The sequence below is a fragment of the Halovibrio variabilis genome (assembly GCF_007991175.1).
GTDB classification, from domain to species: domain Bacteria; phylum Pseudomonadota; class Gammaproteobacteria; order Pseudomonadales; family Halomonadaceae; genus Vreelandella; species Vreelandella variabilis.
In genome coordinates this window covers 306,833-321,861 of record NZ_BJXV01000001.1, presented here as the reverse complement: position 1 = coordinate 321,861, position 15,029 = coordinate 306,833, and the positions used below count along the sequence as shown (strand labels likewise).

General features: G+C 58.6%; 16 protein-coding genes. 5 read left to right on the top strand and 11 right to left on the bottom strand.

The window, feature by feature from the left end; translation table 11 throughout:
- Positions 1-12 precede the first annotated feature (12 nt).
- Positions 13-273 carry a hypothetical protein gene (locus HVA01_RS17580; protein ID WP_246129375.1) on the top strand — a complete coding sequence of 87 codons (261 nt, stop codon included), beginning with the start codon at positions 13-15 and terminating at the stop codon, positions 271-273.
- Here HVA01_RS17580 and HVA01_RS01370 read toward each other — a convergent pair.
- The 11 genes from HVA01_RS01370 to HVA01_RS01320 form a co-directional block, all read right to left on the bottom strand.
- A complete protein-coding gene (locus HVA01_RS01370) occupies positions 256-1,458 on the bottom strand; it encodes a molybdopterin molybdotransferase MoeA (protein WP_146872723.1) in 1,203 nt (400 codons plus the stop codon). The genes HVA01_RS17580 and HVA01_RS01370 overlap by 18 nt on opposite strands.
- A complete protein-coding gene (gene moaB / locus HVA01_RS01365; protein WP_146872721.1) occupies positions 1,451-1,969 on the bottom strand; it encodes a molybdenum cofactor biosynthesis protein B in 519 nt (172 codons plus the stop codon). Before moaB ends, HVA01_RS01370 begins: the two co-directional genes overlap by 8 nt.
- Before the next feature lie 4 nt (positions 1,970-1,973).
- Positions 1,974-2,300, bottom strand: a complete 327-nt coding sequence (locus tag HVA01_RS01360) for a DUF1244 domain-containing protein (protein WP_146872719.1) — start codon at positions 2,298-2,300, stop codon at positions 1,974-1,976.
- Positions 2,301-2,432: 132 nt separating this feature from the next.
- Positions 2,433-3,533: a formate dehydrogenase subunit gamma gene (locus tag HVA01_RS01355; RefSeq protein ID WP_146872718.1), complete on the bottom strand. Its 1,101-nt coding sequence runs from the start codon at positions 3,531-3,533 to the stop codon at positions 2,433-2,435.
- A gap of 11 nt (positions 3,534-3,544) precedes the next feature.
- Positions 3,545-4,159 carry a formate dehydrogenase FDH3 subunit beta gene (gene fdh3B, locus HVA01_RS01350; RefSeq protein WP_008959355.1) on the bottom strand — a complete coding sequence of 205 codons (615 nt, stop codon included), beginning with the start codon at positions 4,157-4,159 and terminating at the stop codon, positions 3,545-3,547.
- A 77-nt stretch (positions 4,160-4,236) separates the two neighbouring features.
- Entirely contained in the window at positions 4,237-7,089 is a 2,853-nt protein-coding gene (locus tag HVA01_RS01345) for a molybdopterin-dependent oxidoreductase (protein WP_146872717.1), read from the bottom strand.
- Between the two features lie 24 nt (positions 7,090-7,113).
- Positions 7,114-7,341, bottom strand: a complete 228-nt coding sequence (locus HVA01_RS01340; RefSeq protein ID WP_146872715.1) for a twin-arginine translocation signal domain-containing protein — start codon at positions 7,339-7,341, stop codon at positions 7,114-7,116.
- A gap of 82 nt (positions 7,342-7,423) precedes the next feature.
- Complete coding sequence (locus HVA01_RS01335; RefSeq protein WP_146872714.1) at positions 7,424-8,038, bottom strand: TorD/DmsD family molecular chaperone; 615 nt, start codon at positions 8,036-8,038, stop codon at positions 7,424-7,426.
- Between the two features lie 4 nt (positions 8,039-8,042).
- Entirely contained in the window at positions 8,043-9,770 is a 1,728-nt protein-coding gene (locus tag HVA01_RS01330) for a 4Fe-4S dicluster domain-containing protein (RefSeq protein WP_146872712.1), read from the bottom strand.
- A gap of 243 nt (positions 9,771-10,013) precedes the next feature.
- Entirely contained in the window at positions 10,014-10,628 is a 615-nt protein-coding gene (locus tag HVA01_RS01325) for a DUF3306 domain-containing protein (RefSeq protein ID WP_146872710.1), read from the bottom strand.
- A complete protein-coding gene (locus HVA01_RS01320; protein ID WP_146872708.1) occupies positions 10,625-11,065 on the bottom strand; it encodes a DUF3305 domain-containing protein in 441 nt (146 codons plus the stop codon). The genes HVA01_RS01325 and HVA01_RS01320 overlap by 4 nt, the downstream gene beginning before the upstream one ends.
- Before the next feature lie 138 nt (positions 11,066-11,203).
- Here HVA01_RS01320 and HVA01_RS01315 point away from each other — a divergent pair, with 138 nt between their 5' ends.
- The 4 genes from HVA01_RS01315 to moaA are packed head-to-tail and all read left to right on the top strand — an operon-like array spanning position 11,204 to position 15,028.
- A complete protein-coding gene (locus HVA01_RS01315) occupies positions 11,204-12,061 on the top strand; it encodes a formate dehydrogenase accessory sulfurtransferase FdhD (protein ID WP_146872706.1) in 858 nt (285 codons plus the stop codon).
- A complete protein-coding gene (gene mobA, locus HVA01_RS01310; protein ID WP_146872705.1) occupies positions 12,058-12,681 on the top strand; it encodes a molybdenum cofactor guanylyltransferase MobA in 624 nt (207 codons plus the stop codon). Before HVA01_RS01315 ends, mobA begins: the two co-directional genes overlap by 4 nt.
- Positions 12,678-13,949 (top strand): molybdopterin molybdotransferase MoeA, encoded by a 1,272-nt coding sequence (gene moeA / locus HVA01_RS01305; protein ID WP_146872703.1) that lies wholly within the window; start codon positions 12,678-12,680, stop codon positions 13,947-13,949. The genes mobA and moeA overlap by 4 nt, the downstream gene beginning before the upstream one ends.
- Positions 13,940-15,028 (top strand): GTP 3',8-cyclase MoaA, encoded by a 1,089-nt coding sequence (gene moaA / locus HVA01_RS01300; RefSeq protein ID WP_246129374.1) that lies wholly within the window; start codon positions 13,940-13,942, stop codon positions 15,026-15,028. The genes moeA and moaA overlap by 10 nt, the downstream gene beginning before the upstream one ends.
- Position 15,029: the final 1 nt, after the last annotated feature.

Below are 15,029 nucleotides of genomic sequence, written 5' to 3'. Positions count from 1 at the left end.
GTCCTCACAGCTTTGCCCCCGCACCTGGGGGGCGATGAAGACAGCCTGTGGTCACTGCCGGTGGTTTTTGAAGAGCAGGCCATGGCCACCGAAAGTGTGGTAACACGCAATGTGCCCCATCATGCGATACATGGCGAAGGCGCTTGTACTGCCGAAGAGCAGGCACAAGCGGCCACCGGCAACATTGGCGGCAGTTGGTTTAACCAAAGACTCTTCCTGCTTTGTGCCCCTACGCGATTATTTAACGTCGCTGTTTCAACTGGCCAGCCATAAGCAGCTGATTTTATCGCCCTCGGCTATGTCGCTATGGGGCGGAATGACCGCAAAGGCATCCGCGTTAATACAGGACGAGAGCACGCCAGAATTCTGGTCATCAAAGGCGGCCGCCGTCACCCCCTTGGGCGAGAACTGAAGCGTCACGCGCATATAGTGCTCACGGGGACCGGTGGAGGTCGCAAACCCAGCGTTCGCGGTTACCGTTGGCAGTGATTTTAGCGCCGCGCAGCCCAGCATGGCGCCCAGCAAAGGGCGTAAAAATAGCCAGGCGCCGACGAACCCCGAGACCGGGTTACCCGGCAAACCGACAAACCGCGCCTGACTGCCATCATCCCGGGGCAAGCGGCCGAGCGCTAACGGCTTGCCGGGGCGAATCGCCAGTTTCCACATATCCAGTTGGCCAATCGCTTCCAGCGCCGCTTTGACGTGGTCCTCTTCGCCGACGCTCACGCCACCGGTGGTGACCACCAGGTCTGCCTCAGCGGCGGCGGTCAAAAGCGCCACCGTGCGGGCGTAATCATCCGGCACGCTGATCGTGCTCACCACGTCGGCGCCAAAGTTCTCTAACAGGCGCTTAAGCATCGGCCGGTTCGAGTTGTAGAGCTGACCCGGCTTCAGCGGGGTGCCTGGATCGATAATCTCATCGCCGGTGGATAGCAGCGCCACCCGAGGCCGACGGCGCACACTGACTTGCGTAATGCCCTGGCCTGCCAAGTGACCCAGCGCAGCCGCTTCGAGCCGCTCACCGGCACTCAGCAATACAGCACCACTTTTCACGTCGCGCCCCTGACGGCGGACATTGTCTCCCGCGGGAATATCCGCAGGTATCAGCGCACGTTCACCGTCCTGCTCCACGCGCTCCTGCATCACCACACAGTCGGCGCCGGGAGGGATCTCACCGCCGGTAAAAATCCGTGCGCAGCTGCCAGGGGCAAGTGTTTGGGCCTGTGTGCCCGCCGCAATGCGCTGACTCACTGGCAACCACTGCCCGGCATCCACAGCGCGCAACGCGTAACCGTCCATCGCACTGTTATCGAACGGCGGTACGTCTAATTGCGCGGTGACTGCCTCAGCGAGCACACGCCCGGCAGCGGCTTCCAGAGGAATACTCTCTACATCCAGTGCGCTTACGTCTGCGAGTAGCGCCTCAAGCGCTGCCGAAATCGGCTGTAAATCAGCCATGCTGCCCCCGGCCTGGGATGACCAGGTTGGCGAAGTTGCAGGGTTTGTGGCGGCTATCTAACTGCTCCGCCAGAATGCCGTCCCACCCGGTGCGGCAGGCGCCGGTCGAGCCCGGTAGGCAGAACACAACCGTGGCGTTGGCCAAGCCGCCAAGGCAACGGCTTTGAATCGTTGAACTGCCGATCTCCTCACCGCTGAGCTGGCGAAAGCGCTCACCAAAGCCTTCGATACGCTTATCGAGTAGCACCGAGATGGCTTCCGGCGTTGAGTCGCGGCCGGTAAAACCAGTGCCGCCGGTGGTGATGACGACCTGCACATCCGCATTGGCGATCCAGTTGGCTACCACCGCGCGAATAAGGTAGACGTCGTCAGGCACGATGCGCTTTTCGGACAGCGTGTGACCCGCAGCGGTTAACCGCTCTACGAGCGCTTGGCCGCTGCGATCTGTCTCTTCCGTTCGGGTATCCGAGACCGTGAGTACGGCGATATTGAGGGGCAACATTGGTTCCATAGGATTACCCTTTGGCCTTTTTCTGTGCTTGGCGAGCGTCTAACGCCGCCAACTGCTCGGGGGTCGCTTTGCCTTGGTAAAGCGCCTTCCACTCGCTGTAAGGCATCCCGTAAACGTACTCACGCGCAGCTTCATAATCGAGCGTTTCGCCACGTTCGTCAGCCGCCGTCACCAGCCATTTGGAAAGGCAGTTGCGACAGAAATCGGCCAGAATCATCAGGTCGATATTCTGGACATCTTTGTTATCGTCCAGGTGTTGTAACAAGCGCCGAAACGCGGCGGCTTCAAGTTCGGTGCGCGTGGTAGGGTCAAACTCATCAAACGCTGACATAACCGCTCCTCTCATAAAATGATGTCTGGTGATTAACTAACTGCTAATTATTAAGTGCCTTCAGGCCAAGCATAACAAAAGACACCGCCAAATTCGGCGGTGTCTCAGGTCTTAGCAAATGCTTAATGCTTATTAGCTGGTTCGCGTCGCCGATGGTGCGCTGCTATCACCACCTGACTTACGAGCCGCCACCTCTTCTTCGGATAGCGTTTGGTCTTTGACCTCTTCGTACCACAGATTGTGGTGCTCTTTGGCCCAGGTCTCGTCCACGTAACCCGTGGTCATACCTTCTAGCGCGCCTTCGGTACCCAGCGTGCCGATATAGATATGCCCAAGGGAAACCGCGGTAAGACCCAATGCACCCACCGCGTGAATAATATTCGCCCACTGCATGGTGTCGCGGCCCTGATCGAAATTGGGGAAGTCGAGCACAAAGCCACTGGCGATCACCAGGATGCCCACCGTGGCTAACAGCCAGTACCAGGCTTTTTCGCCCCCGTTGGCAAAGCCTGCATCCACATGCTGTTTGCCAATCATACCGCCGCCCTTCTTAAACCAGACGAGGTCGTGTTTTTTGGGCAGATTCTCTTTGATCAAACTGACCAGCAGAATCACCAGCAGAACGCCAAAGATCGGCCCCAGGTAGTTATGCAGCACTTTCGTGGCGGCAATCATCCATGCCCATACCCCATCGCCAAACAGAGGACGGAACACAAACTTACCAAACAACAGCGTCATTCCGGTCAGCGCCAGAACGATAAATAGCGATGCCACCGTCCAATGCAAGGCGCGTTTCACCAATGTCCAACGCAGTAGCTTACGTTCGGTGCGCGGCTCATCCAGGTACTTACGCCCGACAATGAAATAGAACAGCGCGATCAACCCTGCCATCCCAAATACCGCAATCAAACCAAATGGCGATACCCAACGGTTGCGAATCTGCCGCCAGGTTTCACCGCTTGAGTTGATCAGGTTGTAGTCACTCGCATAGCGCGAGTCGCGGTAGTTAGGCCCGGTCTCACCGCTGCGGACCTGACGCCACTGGTCGGCGGTAATGCCGGGAGCAGCCGTGGTCATTTCGCGGTTGGGGTCCGCCTGGGCCACCGCCAGCTGTGTAAAACCAAGGCTTAGCACCAGAGCAAGCGCCACCAACATAAAGCGCCAAATGCCCAGGGCGAGCCCTTTACCTGAGCGTGGCACCCCACCGGGTGCCTGTGCAGTCAACAGGTTCATGGCACGCCTCCTTACCCTTTATGGGCAGCATCATAGGCTAGGTTGTCGGCACTGGCCTGAGGGTTATTGGACCAGCCGCCATCTTTGTGGCCGCGGTGCACCACACGCTGACGGAAGATGTCGGCAACGTCTTGGGCATCACCGGCGAGCAGCGCCTTGGTGGAGCACATTTCCGCGCATAGCGGCAGCTTGCCTTCGGCAATGCGGTTGGAGCCGTACTTCTCGTACTCCTCTTCTTTGCTTTCGGCGGGGCCGCCCGCGCAGAAGGTGCATTTGTCCATCTTGCCGCGCTCGCCAAAGGCATCCTGCTGGGGAAACTGCGGGGCGCCAAACGGGCAGGCGTAGAGGCAGTAACCGCAGCCGATGCACAGGTCTTTGTCGTGCAGGACGATGCCATCATCGGTTTTGTAGAAGCAGTCGGTTGGGCACACTGCCATGCACGGGGCGTCGTCGCAGTGCATGCAGGCAACGGAAATGGACATTTCGTCCGCTTCACCGTCGTTGAGCGTGACCACGCGGCGGCGCTGAATGCCCCACTCGACGTCGTTGGCATTTTTACACGCGGTGACGCAGCCGTTGCATTCAATGCAGCGTTCGGCGTCACACATAAATTTCATTTGAGCCATGGTGTTCTCCTTATACCGGTGCGGGATGGCTCCCGCACCGTCGTGCTGTCAGGTCGGTAGGGGCTTTTTTTCTAAGCTTAAGCCCGCTCAATGCGGCAAATGGTGCACTTGGTCTCTTGCATCAGTGTCACCGGGTCGTAGCCGTAGGTCGTCGCGGTATTGGCCGCTTCGCCAATGATGTACGGATCGGAGCCTTCCGGGTAACGGTCACGCAGACTTTCGCCTTGGAACATGCCGCCAAAGTGGAACGGCATAAACGCGACGTTACGGTCGACCCGCGGCGTGACCAGGGCTTTGACTTTCACCCGGCCCCCTTCTGCCCCTTCAACCCAAACCTGATCGCCATCTTTGATGCTAAGGTCGTTGGCATCCGCCGGGTTGATCTCGACAAACATTTCCTGCTGCAGCTCGGCCAGCCACGACATGGAACGCGTCTCTTCACCGCCGCCCTCGTACTCAACCAAGCGTCCCGAGGTGAGAATCATCGGGTATTCGCCGCTGTTGTCGCGATCCTGAATGGTTTTGTACATCGTCGGCAGGCGCATGATGGATTCGAAATCGTCCCAGGTGGGGAAACGTTCGACTAAGTCACGGCGCGTGGTGTAGAGCGGTTCGCGGTGCTTCGGCACCTGGTCGGGGAAGGTCCACACTACGGCGCGCGCTTTGGCGTTGCCGTAGGGAGCACAGCCATGCTCGATGGTGACCCGCTGGATACCGCCGGAGAGATCGGTTTTCCAGTTTTTGCCTTCCGCCGCCTGCTTCTCTGCTGCGGTAAGTTCGTCCCACCAGCCTAAATCTTTAAGCAGCTGGTCGTTGAACTCCGGATAGCCGTCGTCGATATCGCCACCCACTGGCGCTGAACCTTCCGCCAGCAGGTTGACGCCGTCACGCTCGATACCAAAGCGGGCACGGAAGCCCATCCCGCCTTCCATCACCGGAATGCTGGTATCGTAAAGATTAGGCGAGCCGGGGTGCTTAAACTCAGGCGTGCCCCAGCAGGGCCATGGCAGGCCGTAGTAATCACCATCGGCGGGGCCACCCTCTGCGCGTAAGTGTTCAAAGCTAAAGGTGTGCCAGTTTTTCTGGTGCTCTTTGAGGCGCTCAGGGCTTTGCCCGGTGTAGCCTACCGTCCACATACCGCGGTTGATTTCGCGCAGAATATCGTCGATCAGCGGTTCGTCACCGTTCATCTGATAGTTCTTCACCAACTCATTACCAAAGCCCAGCTTGCGGGCAAACAGGTACATGATTTCGTGGTCGGGCTTGGATTCAAACAGCGGTTCAATGACCCGGTCACGCCACTGAATCGAGCGGTTAGTCGCCGTGACACTGCCGGTGGTTTCAAACTGGGTGGCCGCCGGTAGCAAGTAAACGCCGTCGCTACGGTCGTGCATGACGGCGGCAACGGTGGGATAGGGGTCAACGATGACCATCATCTCAAGCTTGCGCATCGCTTGCTGCATTTCGACGCCGCGAGTTTGCGAGTTAACCGCATGCCCCCAGTAAAACATAGCTTTTAGCGCGCTACGCTGAGAGATGTTCTCGTCCTCTTCGAGCACGCCATCGACCCAACGCGACACCGTGATGCCAGCGCTGTACATCGGTTTTCCATCGGCGTATTCGGTATCGTCAAAGCGGCCTTTCATCCACTCGTAGTCGAGATCCCATACTTGCGCCCAGTGCTGCCAGGCGCCTTCCGCCAAGCCGTAGTAACCCGGCAATGAGTCAGAACCCAAGCCCAGGTCAGTCGCCCCCTGCACGTTATCGTGACCGCGCAGGATATTGGCGCCGCCGCCGGACTTGCCAATGTTACCCAGCGCCAGTTCGAGGATGCAGTAAGCGCGGGTGTTGTTGTTGCCGGTAGTGTGCTGAGTGCCACCCATGCACCAGACTACACAGCCTGGGCGATTATCGGAGAGGCGCTTGGCGACATCAAACATTTCGGCTTCAGGAACACCGGTCACTTCTTCTACAACGCTGGGCGGGAAGTTAGCCACTTCTGCACGCACGTCATCCATGCCGTAAACACGCTGGTTGATATACTCGCTATCTTCCCAGCCGTTCTCGAAGATGTGCCACAGCAGGCCCCAAATATAAGCGACGTCTGAACCGGGGCGCAGGCGTACGTATTTGTTGGCCTTAGCAGCGGTGCGGGTAAAACGCGGGTCAACCACGATAATGTCGCAATTGTTGCGCTCTTTGGCGATCAAGAAATGCTGCATCGCCACCGGGTGCGCTTCACTGGGGTTAGAGCCAATAAACAGCATCGACTTGCTGTTGTGCATGTCGTTGAGCGAGTTGGTCATCGCCCCATAACCCCAGGTATTTGCCACGCCCGCCACGGTAGTCGAGTGGCAGATACGCGCCTGGTGGTCGGTATTATTGGTGCCCCATAGCGACGCCAGCTTGCGCATTAAATACGCCTGCTCGTTGTTGAACTTCGCCGACCCTAGCCAGTAAACACTGTCCGGGCCGTGCTCTTCGCGCAGCTCAAGCAGCTTGTCGCCAATTTCATTAATGGCGTCATCCCAGCTCATGCGCTCCCATTCGCCCGCCACAAGCTTCATCGGGTACTTAAGGCGACGCGTGGAGTGGCCGTGCTGGCGCAGCGAAGCGCCTTTGGCGCAGTGCGCACCACGGTTAATAGGGTGATCGAAAGCCGGTTCTTGCTTAGTCCAAATGCCCTCTTGAACTTCGGCATAAACGCCACAACCTACAGAACAGTGCGAACAGATAGTGCGTTTGGTCTCTACCGGCGAATCAAGCACGGGGGTTTTATCAGCCGACTCGGCGCGGCGCATCATCGGCGCGCCCATGAAGCCAACGGCGGCCACACCGCCGGTGGCTGCACCGCTGCGCTTGAGAAACTGGCGGCGGGAAATACCCAGCCCGGCGGCCTTAGGGGTGTCTGTTTTGCGAGTTAAACGCATGGCAAATCTCCTGGCATTCCGCCGTCAGTCACGCAGCGAGGCGTAATAAGCACGGACGTGATCAGTCTCACGGTAGTTAACCGTGGTTTTTTCGTTTTTCACCGGGGCAGTGTCAGCCTGGGCCAGAGTGACATGACCGACGGCCGCCGCGGCGCCAGCGGCGGCGGTTCCCAACCCAACGGTTTTCATAAACCGGCGGCGCTCAGGATTGTGTGCTGCTGAATTTGATGACAGCTGTTGAGACGGTTGCATGGTTTTCTCCTCTAGCATGCTTTTTATGCAGGGTCTTTTTATACCGGCTTTGTTGTTCAAAGCTTCGGCTTTTTTTATCCGGTTAATGCTCTACGATACGTACCGGTTTATGGCTCGCATCAATACTCAAGCGGGCCTGCTCACTCTCCATAAAAGCGCTACCCAACTGCCCCAGCGCTGCATAGAAAGCGGTGTCTACCTGCCCCAGGTCGGCAAAACAGCTGGCCGCCCAGGGCGCTAAATGTTGGCTAAAGAAGTAAGCCTGCTCAAAACTCGCCGACTCAATCATCATCACCATGACTTCGCACAGCGCGGCAAGGTGATCTTCAGGGTCCCGGGTGTGCTCGCTGCGTTCGAAACCGAGCACTTTCAGGTCACGGCGCAGCGCCACCAGCGCGGCTTCCATCAATTCGCCGTTGCGGTACCAGGAGGCATACGGCACCACATCGCCCTGAATAACGCCGACTAAATGGCGAAAGTGAGCCCGCTGCAGTTGTTCTGCATTACCGCTTTGAGCGGCGCCTGCCAGCGATTGCCAGCATTCCGCCAGGCGGCTGCCGTCCTGCTCAATGGACAGGTCAGCCAGCCAGTTAAGCAGCTCGGCGTCCGGCGCTTGGCGCAACAGCGTCGCAAACAGCCGGTAGATATCGGCGCGTAGCGCATCCGCTTCGTTTAGCGTGGGCAGGGCATCCGTCATCGGCTTATACCTTTAGTTGCGCGTCGGGGTCGCGAATCATGGTTTTCCAAACGTCTTTCACCCGGCAGTCTTCACACATTTCCAGGCGGATCATCGCTTCACCGGCAAAGTAGGGGTGGTTGGCCAGCTTTTCTTTGATAGTCGCTACTGTGCTGACGGTGGCAAACGGCTTACCGCAGTTGACGCACTCAAAAGCCGCCTCTTCGTGACAGATATGGCGCGTTTCCCGAGCGCCCTCGGCCAGAAAGCCGGGCACCAGGGTAATCGCATTTTCAGGGCAAGCTTGCTCACACAGGCCGCACTGCACACAGTCCGCTTCCAAAAAGCTCAACGCTGGCTGGTCGCTGCCTGATTTCAACGCCGGTGTCGGACAGTTGCTGACACAGGCGTGGCATAGCGTGCAGGCATCGCGATCCACCTCAATCGCGCCGTAGGCGGCGCCTGCAGGCATCGCAACCCGTTCACCGCTAGGCACGCCCAGCTCTGCCAGCCGCGCCAATACGCGATTCAAGCGCGCGCGTTTTTCTGGCTCCGGCAGGTTAAGCGGGGCATCCGTCAACGGGGTTAGCGCCGGTAGCGCGTCGCGGGCAGCCGTGTCGGCAACATCAATCAGCGTTACCCGCGCGCGATCAAGGCCTAGGGCATCCAGCAGGGTTTGCGCCTGAGCAACTTGATCGGTCAAAAAAGCGCTTAAGCGGGCAGGCATATCGGGATGTAGCTGGATACGCACTTCGGCGGCACCGGCGGCGAGTGCGGTGAGCCACTGATCGTGCCCCGCCGCCCCTAGCTCCTCTAACGGCACATCGATGACATGCCCTGCAGGCACCCTACCGGTAGCGCGCTCGGCGTCTTGCGAATCGTGAGTAATAAAGCGCAGCACCGGCACCTGACCACCGGCTTCGCGGTAGGCACCCAGCCAAGCAGAGAGCGTATCCTGCTGGCGGCGCGTTTCGGGTAGCCGAAATTCGATAGCGCCCGTTGGGCAGGCGCTGGTGCAGCTGCCCACGCCTTGGCACAGGAAGGGGTCAATCTCTATATGGGATTCTATGCGCCCTTGAATGCTGGAGATGGCATCCGCGGGGCAAACGTCCAAACAGCGGGTGCAGCCGATGTTGCCACTAGTGGAGTGGGCGCATATGTCGCTATTAACTTGAAAGTAACGCGGCTTATCAAATTCGCCCACTAGCCCCACAAAATCGTCGAGGGTGTCGCTGCGTTGCTCAACGTTCTGCCACTGCATGACGACATAGCCGGGAGGCGGCAATTCCCAGCGCTGGGTGTGGGTAGTCGCGGCAAGATCAAGGATGAGGTCAAATCCGTCACGCTCAATCAACGCGCGGGCCAGCTCCAGCGGAGCCTCGCCGTCGTCAAGCTGGACGCTAAACGCGCCCAGATAGCCGTTAATACGCAGCTGGCCGAGCTGTTCGCGGCTCAGCGTTTGGATAATTAACGGCTCATTCGCGCCGTGTGGATCAACAGGGTCACTATCCAGGCTGTTAGCGTCAGGATCAATCACCAGCAGCGTGAGCGACGCCAAGCCACGCCCCTGCAAGGCACGCGCGGCGGGGTGAATATCGGCCTGAGTGCCTATCAACAGCGCATGACCGCGGCTGTGATAGGTCACATTGGCGGGCGTTAAGTTAGCCGGCCAGGAGATACGCTGGCGTACCGCCTCCCGAGCGTCGGCATTGCGCTGGTCGTCTAGCGACGCCAGTTGGATTCGTTGGTTCATGCGCTCTCACGGTCAGGTGAATAATTCTTATTATATTTTTGAGTTATATTTTATAACGGCTGTCTAACTACTATAGGGCATAACGTTTCATTGGTACTACATTCAGACTACGGCGTGGGCGTTTTTTTTGCCAATTGCGCTACCAACGCTAGCCACCACTTTCATCACAACACTTTGTTTTTAAAAGCATTAATAGCGGCTTCATATTTTCGTCTTAGAGGCTTATAAAATCAGACTGGTCGTCTATCCGCGCTTGTGGTCTGCGTTATCGGCGGTTGTCTCAGACCCGGTGGTTTCTTGTGTTAATGATGACGCTGGTTCGTTTATCTGTTCGCTTGACGGTGCTTCTTGCTGGGACGCTATCTCAGGCTGAGGATTGTCCTGAGTGTCATCCAGCTGCTTATCCACCGCCTCTTCCACTTTGTGAGTCCAGCGGCGCAGCTTGCTGGCGAGTTCCGACGCCATAGGCTTTAGCTGCTGGTGATAGTCGGCATCATAGTCATCCAAACCATCGCGCACGTTGTAGTTGCCGGTGGCCCATAGCCGTTTTAAAGCACGCCGCCGCAGTGCGCCACTGACACCTGGCGCCATAAAGGCACTGAAGTCGCTGCCCGCCGCGAGGTGATCGGGGTCCGGCAAGGTGTGGTCAAGGCTGCCCGGCTCGGGCGCCTGGACCGGTGCGGCGTCCGTGGCACCTGCTGCGCCTTCCGGCTGGCCGGGCTGCTCGGCTTCGTTTTGCAGCGCCGACGGCGCCGCTGACGTTTCCTCAACGGCTGCGTTAGCCACAGCGGTTGGCGGCGTCTCTTCTTCACTCTGAACATTGCGTTTACGACGTGACCAGCGCTCTAAGCGACTCATTGCGGCTGCTCCTTGGTGGGCGTGTCTTTAGCGCGCCCGGCCCCTTTGCGTTTCTTTTTGCGCATTTCCATCGGCGCTTCGCCGTGGCGCGCCAGGTAACTCTCAATCCAGACCTGAAGGGCCATGGGCATCGGTGCTTCGAGTACCTGCTGTTCGCCATCCATCCAGCCCGCCGCGACATCCTGGCTAGCGGTGATGGCATCCGGCTTTGGCGTCTGGCTGCTAAAGCCCGCGCGCACAAATAACCGCGGCGTCGTGGCGGTTAGATTGAAACGATAGGCAGCACGCTCAGTCATCGAAAGCTGCAGTTGAAGCACCACGGGTCCCTGCTCACCCAGGGCAAGTTCCGCAATGCGCCATTGGGTCAGGCTAAAACGGTTCACCTGCTTGGTTTCGGCGACCAAGGTAATACTAATGGCGCGTAGATTATCATTCATCACGTTAGCCCCTGCTTGAATGGGTAGACAAGTAAGCCCTCACAGCGCCATCATCGTCAACTCCGACTTTTTTACTCAGGTATTTACTCGCGTATATTAAGTGGTTGTGTGTTTACTTCAGTCTTATGAGGATCGCAAATGGCTGCCCTTCAGCTAAGCCGAGCCCGCTTACCGGCCACCACCGAAATCAGCATTGTCGATGAGTATGGTGATACGCGCCAGCAGGCGATTGCCGCTGAGCGCGCATTGACCGTGTACCTAAACAAACGCGAGATCGTCACCTTAATGACCTTAGGGGACGATCCCGAAGCGCTGGTGGTTGGCTATTTGCGTAATCAAGGGTTACTGCGCGCGGCCGCCGATCTCCAGGTCGTGCAGGTAGACTGGGAAGTAGAAGCCGCGGTCATCGTTACCCGCCACCTGCCCGAAGATCTGGAAGCCCGCTTGAGTACCCGCACGGTCACTACCGGCTGCGGCCAGGGCACGGTATTTGGTAAGTTGCTCGATCAAACCGCGCTCACGGCGCTGCCCGAAACGCCGTTAGCCCAGTCAACCCTTTATCAACTGCTGCAAAACCTCAATGCCTACAACGAAACCTACCGCAGCGCCGGCGCGGTGCATGGCTGCGCGCTGTGCCATCAAACCGAGGTGCTTGATTTTGTTGAAGACGTCGGGCGGCACAACGCGGTAGACACCTTGGCGGGGCACCAGTGGCTTCAGCAGGCAAACAGCGCCAATGCAGATATTTTTTACACCACCGGGCGGCTAACGTCTGAAATGGTACTCAAAGTGGCGCAGATGGGCATTAGCGTGCTGGTATCGCGCTCCGGCGTGACCCAAAAAGGTGTCGAATTGGCCGAGCGCTTCGGTGTCATGCTGATCGCCCGCGCCAAAGGACGTCATTTCCAAGCCATTAATACCCATGGTCGCCTAGCGTTGGATGCTATCCCGACGCGGCCGTCTCATGCCCGTTCATCCAAAGAGGCAAGCGCATGATTCCTACTGACGAACTCACCGGCATGATTCTCGCGGGCGGTGAAGGACGCCGGATGGGCGGTCGCGACAAAGGCCTTGAGCCTTTCGCGGGCCTGCCGTTAGTCGGCCACGTGGTGAAACGCCTTGAGGGCCAGGTGGCCGAGCTACTCATTAACGCCAATCGCAATGCCGACGCCTATGGCTTTTTCGCTGACCGGGTAATTGCTGATGCTGAAGACGGCTTTAAAGGTCCGCTGATGGGGATCTATAGCGGCCTACGCGCGGCAAACACGCCGTGGTTACTGGTCGCTCCCTGCGACTCCCCCGCGTTGCCCGCTGATTTAGTAGCGCGAATGGTGGCAGGTATCGCCTCAGACAACGGCAACCATGATATCGCCGTGGCCTATGACGGTGAACGGCTGCACCCCGTGGTGGCACTGCTGCGCACCTCACTGGCCGATGATTTAGCCGCGACGCTTGCCGAGGGCGAGCGCAAAATCGACCGCTGGTACGCCCGCCACGACTGGTGCAAGGTCGATATGTCGGACTGCCCCGACGCTTTTGCCAACCTTAATACCGAAGAAGAGAAGCTGCGCCTGGAAAGCGTGTTGGCCGCCGCTTCAGAAAAGGTGGCGAAATGACGCTCTCCTGCTTTGATCTTGGCGAGAAAATGCTCAGCGTCGACGAAGCGCGCCAAGCGCTCGCCACTCTGGTTGAACGCTCACTGGGCAGTGAATCGATCCCGCTGAACCAGGCACATGGCCGCCGCTTGGCGGCAGCCGTGCAGGCGCCGATTAACGTGCCGCAAAACACCAATGCAGCCATGGATGGCGTAGCGCTAGCCTTGGCTAGAGAAGGTGTTGGGGCCAAGCAAACCAATTGGCCGCTGGCCGGTGAGGTGCTGGCAGGGCAGTATCGCAGCGAATTGGTGCCTGCCGGTCACTGTGTGCGCATCACCACCGGCGCCCCATTGCCACCGGGCACCGATACGGTGGTAATGAGTGAACAACTACGCGAACCAATCGGTGAGCAGCCTGAGCATGTGATCATTGAGTCTCCTGAGCTGCTCAAACACGGCCAACATGTTCGTCAGGCCGGAGAGGATATTGCCCTTGGCGAGACAGCGCTGCCGGCCGGCGCGCGGCTTGATGCCGCTTCGCTGGGGCTGTTAGCTTCGTTAGGCTGCGCCGACGTCATGGTGTATCAGCGCCCCAAAGTGGCCATTTTTTCTACCGGCAACGAGGTCACCAACCCCGGCGAGCCACTGGCCAAGGCGGGGATTTACGACGCCAATCGCTTTACGCTGACCGGCTTGCTCACCGAGTATGGCGCAGATGTCGTTGACCTGGGCATTCTGCCGGATGACTTAACGGCAACCAAAACGGCGCTTGAACAGGCCGCCAAGCAGAGCGACCTGGTGATCACCAGCGGCGGCGTTTCCGTCGGTCAAGCCGATTTTACCCGCGACGCACTGGAGCAGCTGGGCCGCTTGGCCTTCTGGCGCGTGGCGCTGCGCCCAGGTCGCCCCATGGCCTGTGGCTGGCTGGGCGACACCCATACGCCTTTCGTCGGCTTGCCCGGCAATCCGGTGGCGGTCATGGTAACCTTTCTGCAGTTTGTCAGGCCGCTGCTGGACCGACTTCACGGGCAGCCGGTTACCTCGCCCCACCGCCTTTATGCGATCACCGACACTGCCCTGAAGAGCCGCTTTAAGCGCACTGACTTTATTCGCGGCGTCTACCATACTGATGCTAAAGGACAGTTACACGTACATAGCACCGGCGCCCAGGGGTCGGGTATTTTAACCTCGATGGTGACGGCCAACTGCTTGATTGAGCTTGCCGACGACCAAGACGGCGCCCAACCAGGCGAGGCAGTTAGCATACAACCACTAACGGGATGGCTATGACCGAGCAACCAACTTCCCAACAAGCGTCTGTTCAGCAAAGACCTGTCCAGCAAAAACCTGTCCAGTCACCAGCGGCCTACCCAGAACAGGACCAGCAACTGATTGACGACTTTGGCCGGCGTATCAGCTACGTGCGTATTTCGGTGACCGACCGCTGCGATTTCCGCTGCGTGTACTGCATGAGCGAAGAGATGACGTTTCTGCCCCGCGCCCAGGTGCTCTCTCTGGAAGAGATCGCCATGGTGGCGCGCGCCTTTACCGAGCTGGGGGTAGAGAAAATTCGCCTCACCGGCGGCGAGCCGCTGGTACGCCGCGGCATTGACCAACTGGTCGATGAAATCGGCGCCATGCCCGGGCTTGACGACTTCACCATGACCACCAACGGTGCCAGCCTGCGCAAGCACGCCAAGCAGCTCTACGCGGGGGGCATGCGCAGGCTTAATATCAGCCTGGATTCGCTGGACCCCGAGCGTTTCAAGCAACTCACCCGCACCGGCGATTTAGCCAAAGTGATCGACGGAATACACGCCGCAAAAGAAGCGGGCTTTACGCGCATCAAGCTTAACGCGGTGATCTTAAAAGGCCGCAACGATGATGAAGTCATCGACCTGGTGGATTTTGCCCGCCAGGAAGGCATCGATATCAGTTTTATCGAGGAGATGCCGCTGGGCGATGTCTCCGATCACTCACGGGCGGAAACTTTCTATTCCAGTGACGACGTACAGGCACTGATCGAAACCCGCTATCCGTTAATACCCACCAGCGAAACAACGCCGGGGCCGTCGCGCTACTTCAAAATGGCCGATAGTGACAGCCGCGTGGGGTTTATCTCGCCCCATAGCCACAACTTCTGCGATACCTGCAACCGGGTGCGCGTGACGGTCGAAGGCCGCCTGCTGCTATGTTTAGGCAACGAACACTCGGTGGATCTGCGCGACGTGCTGCGCCGCCACCCCGGCGATATGCAGGTACTCAAAGAAACGATTATTAACGCCCTGCCGCTCAAGCCGGAACGCCACCACTTCACCACCGATGGCGATGTCCAAGTGGTGCGCTTTATGAATATGACGGGGGGCTAGA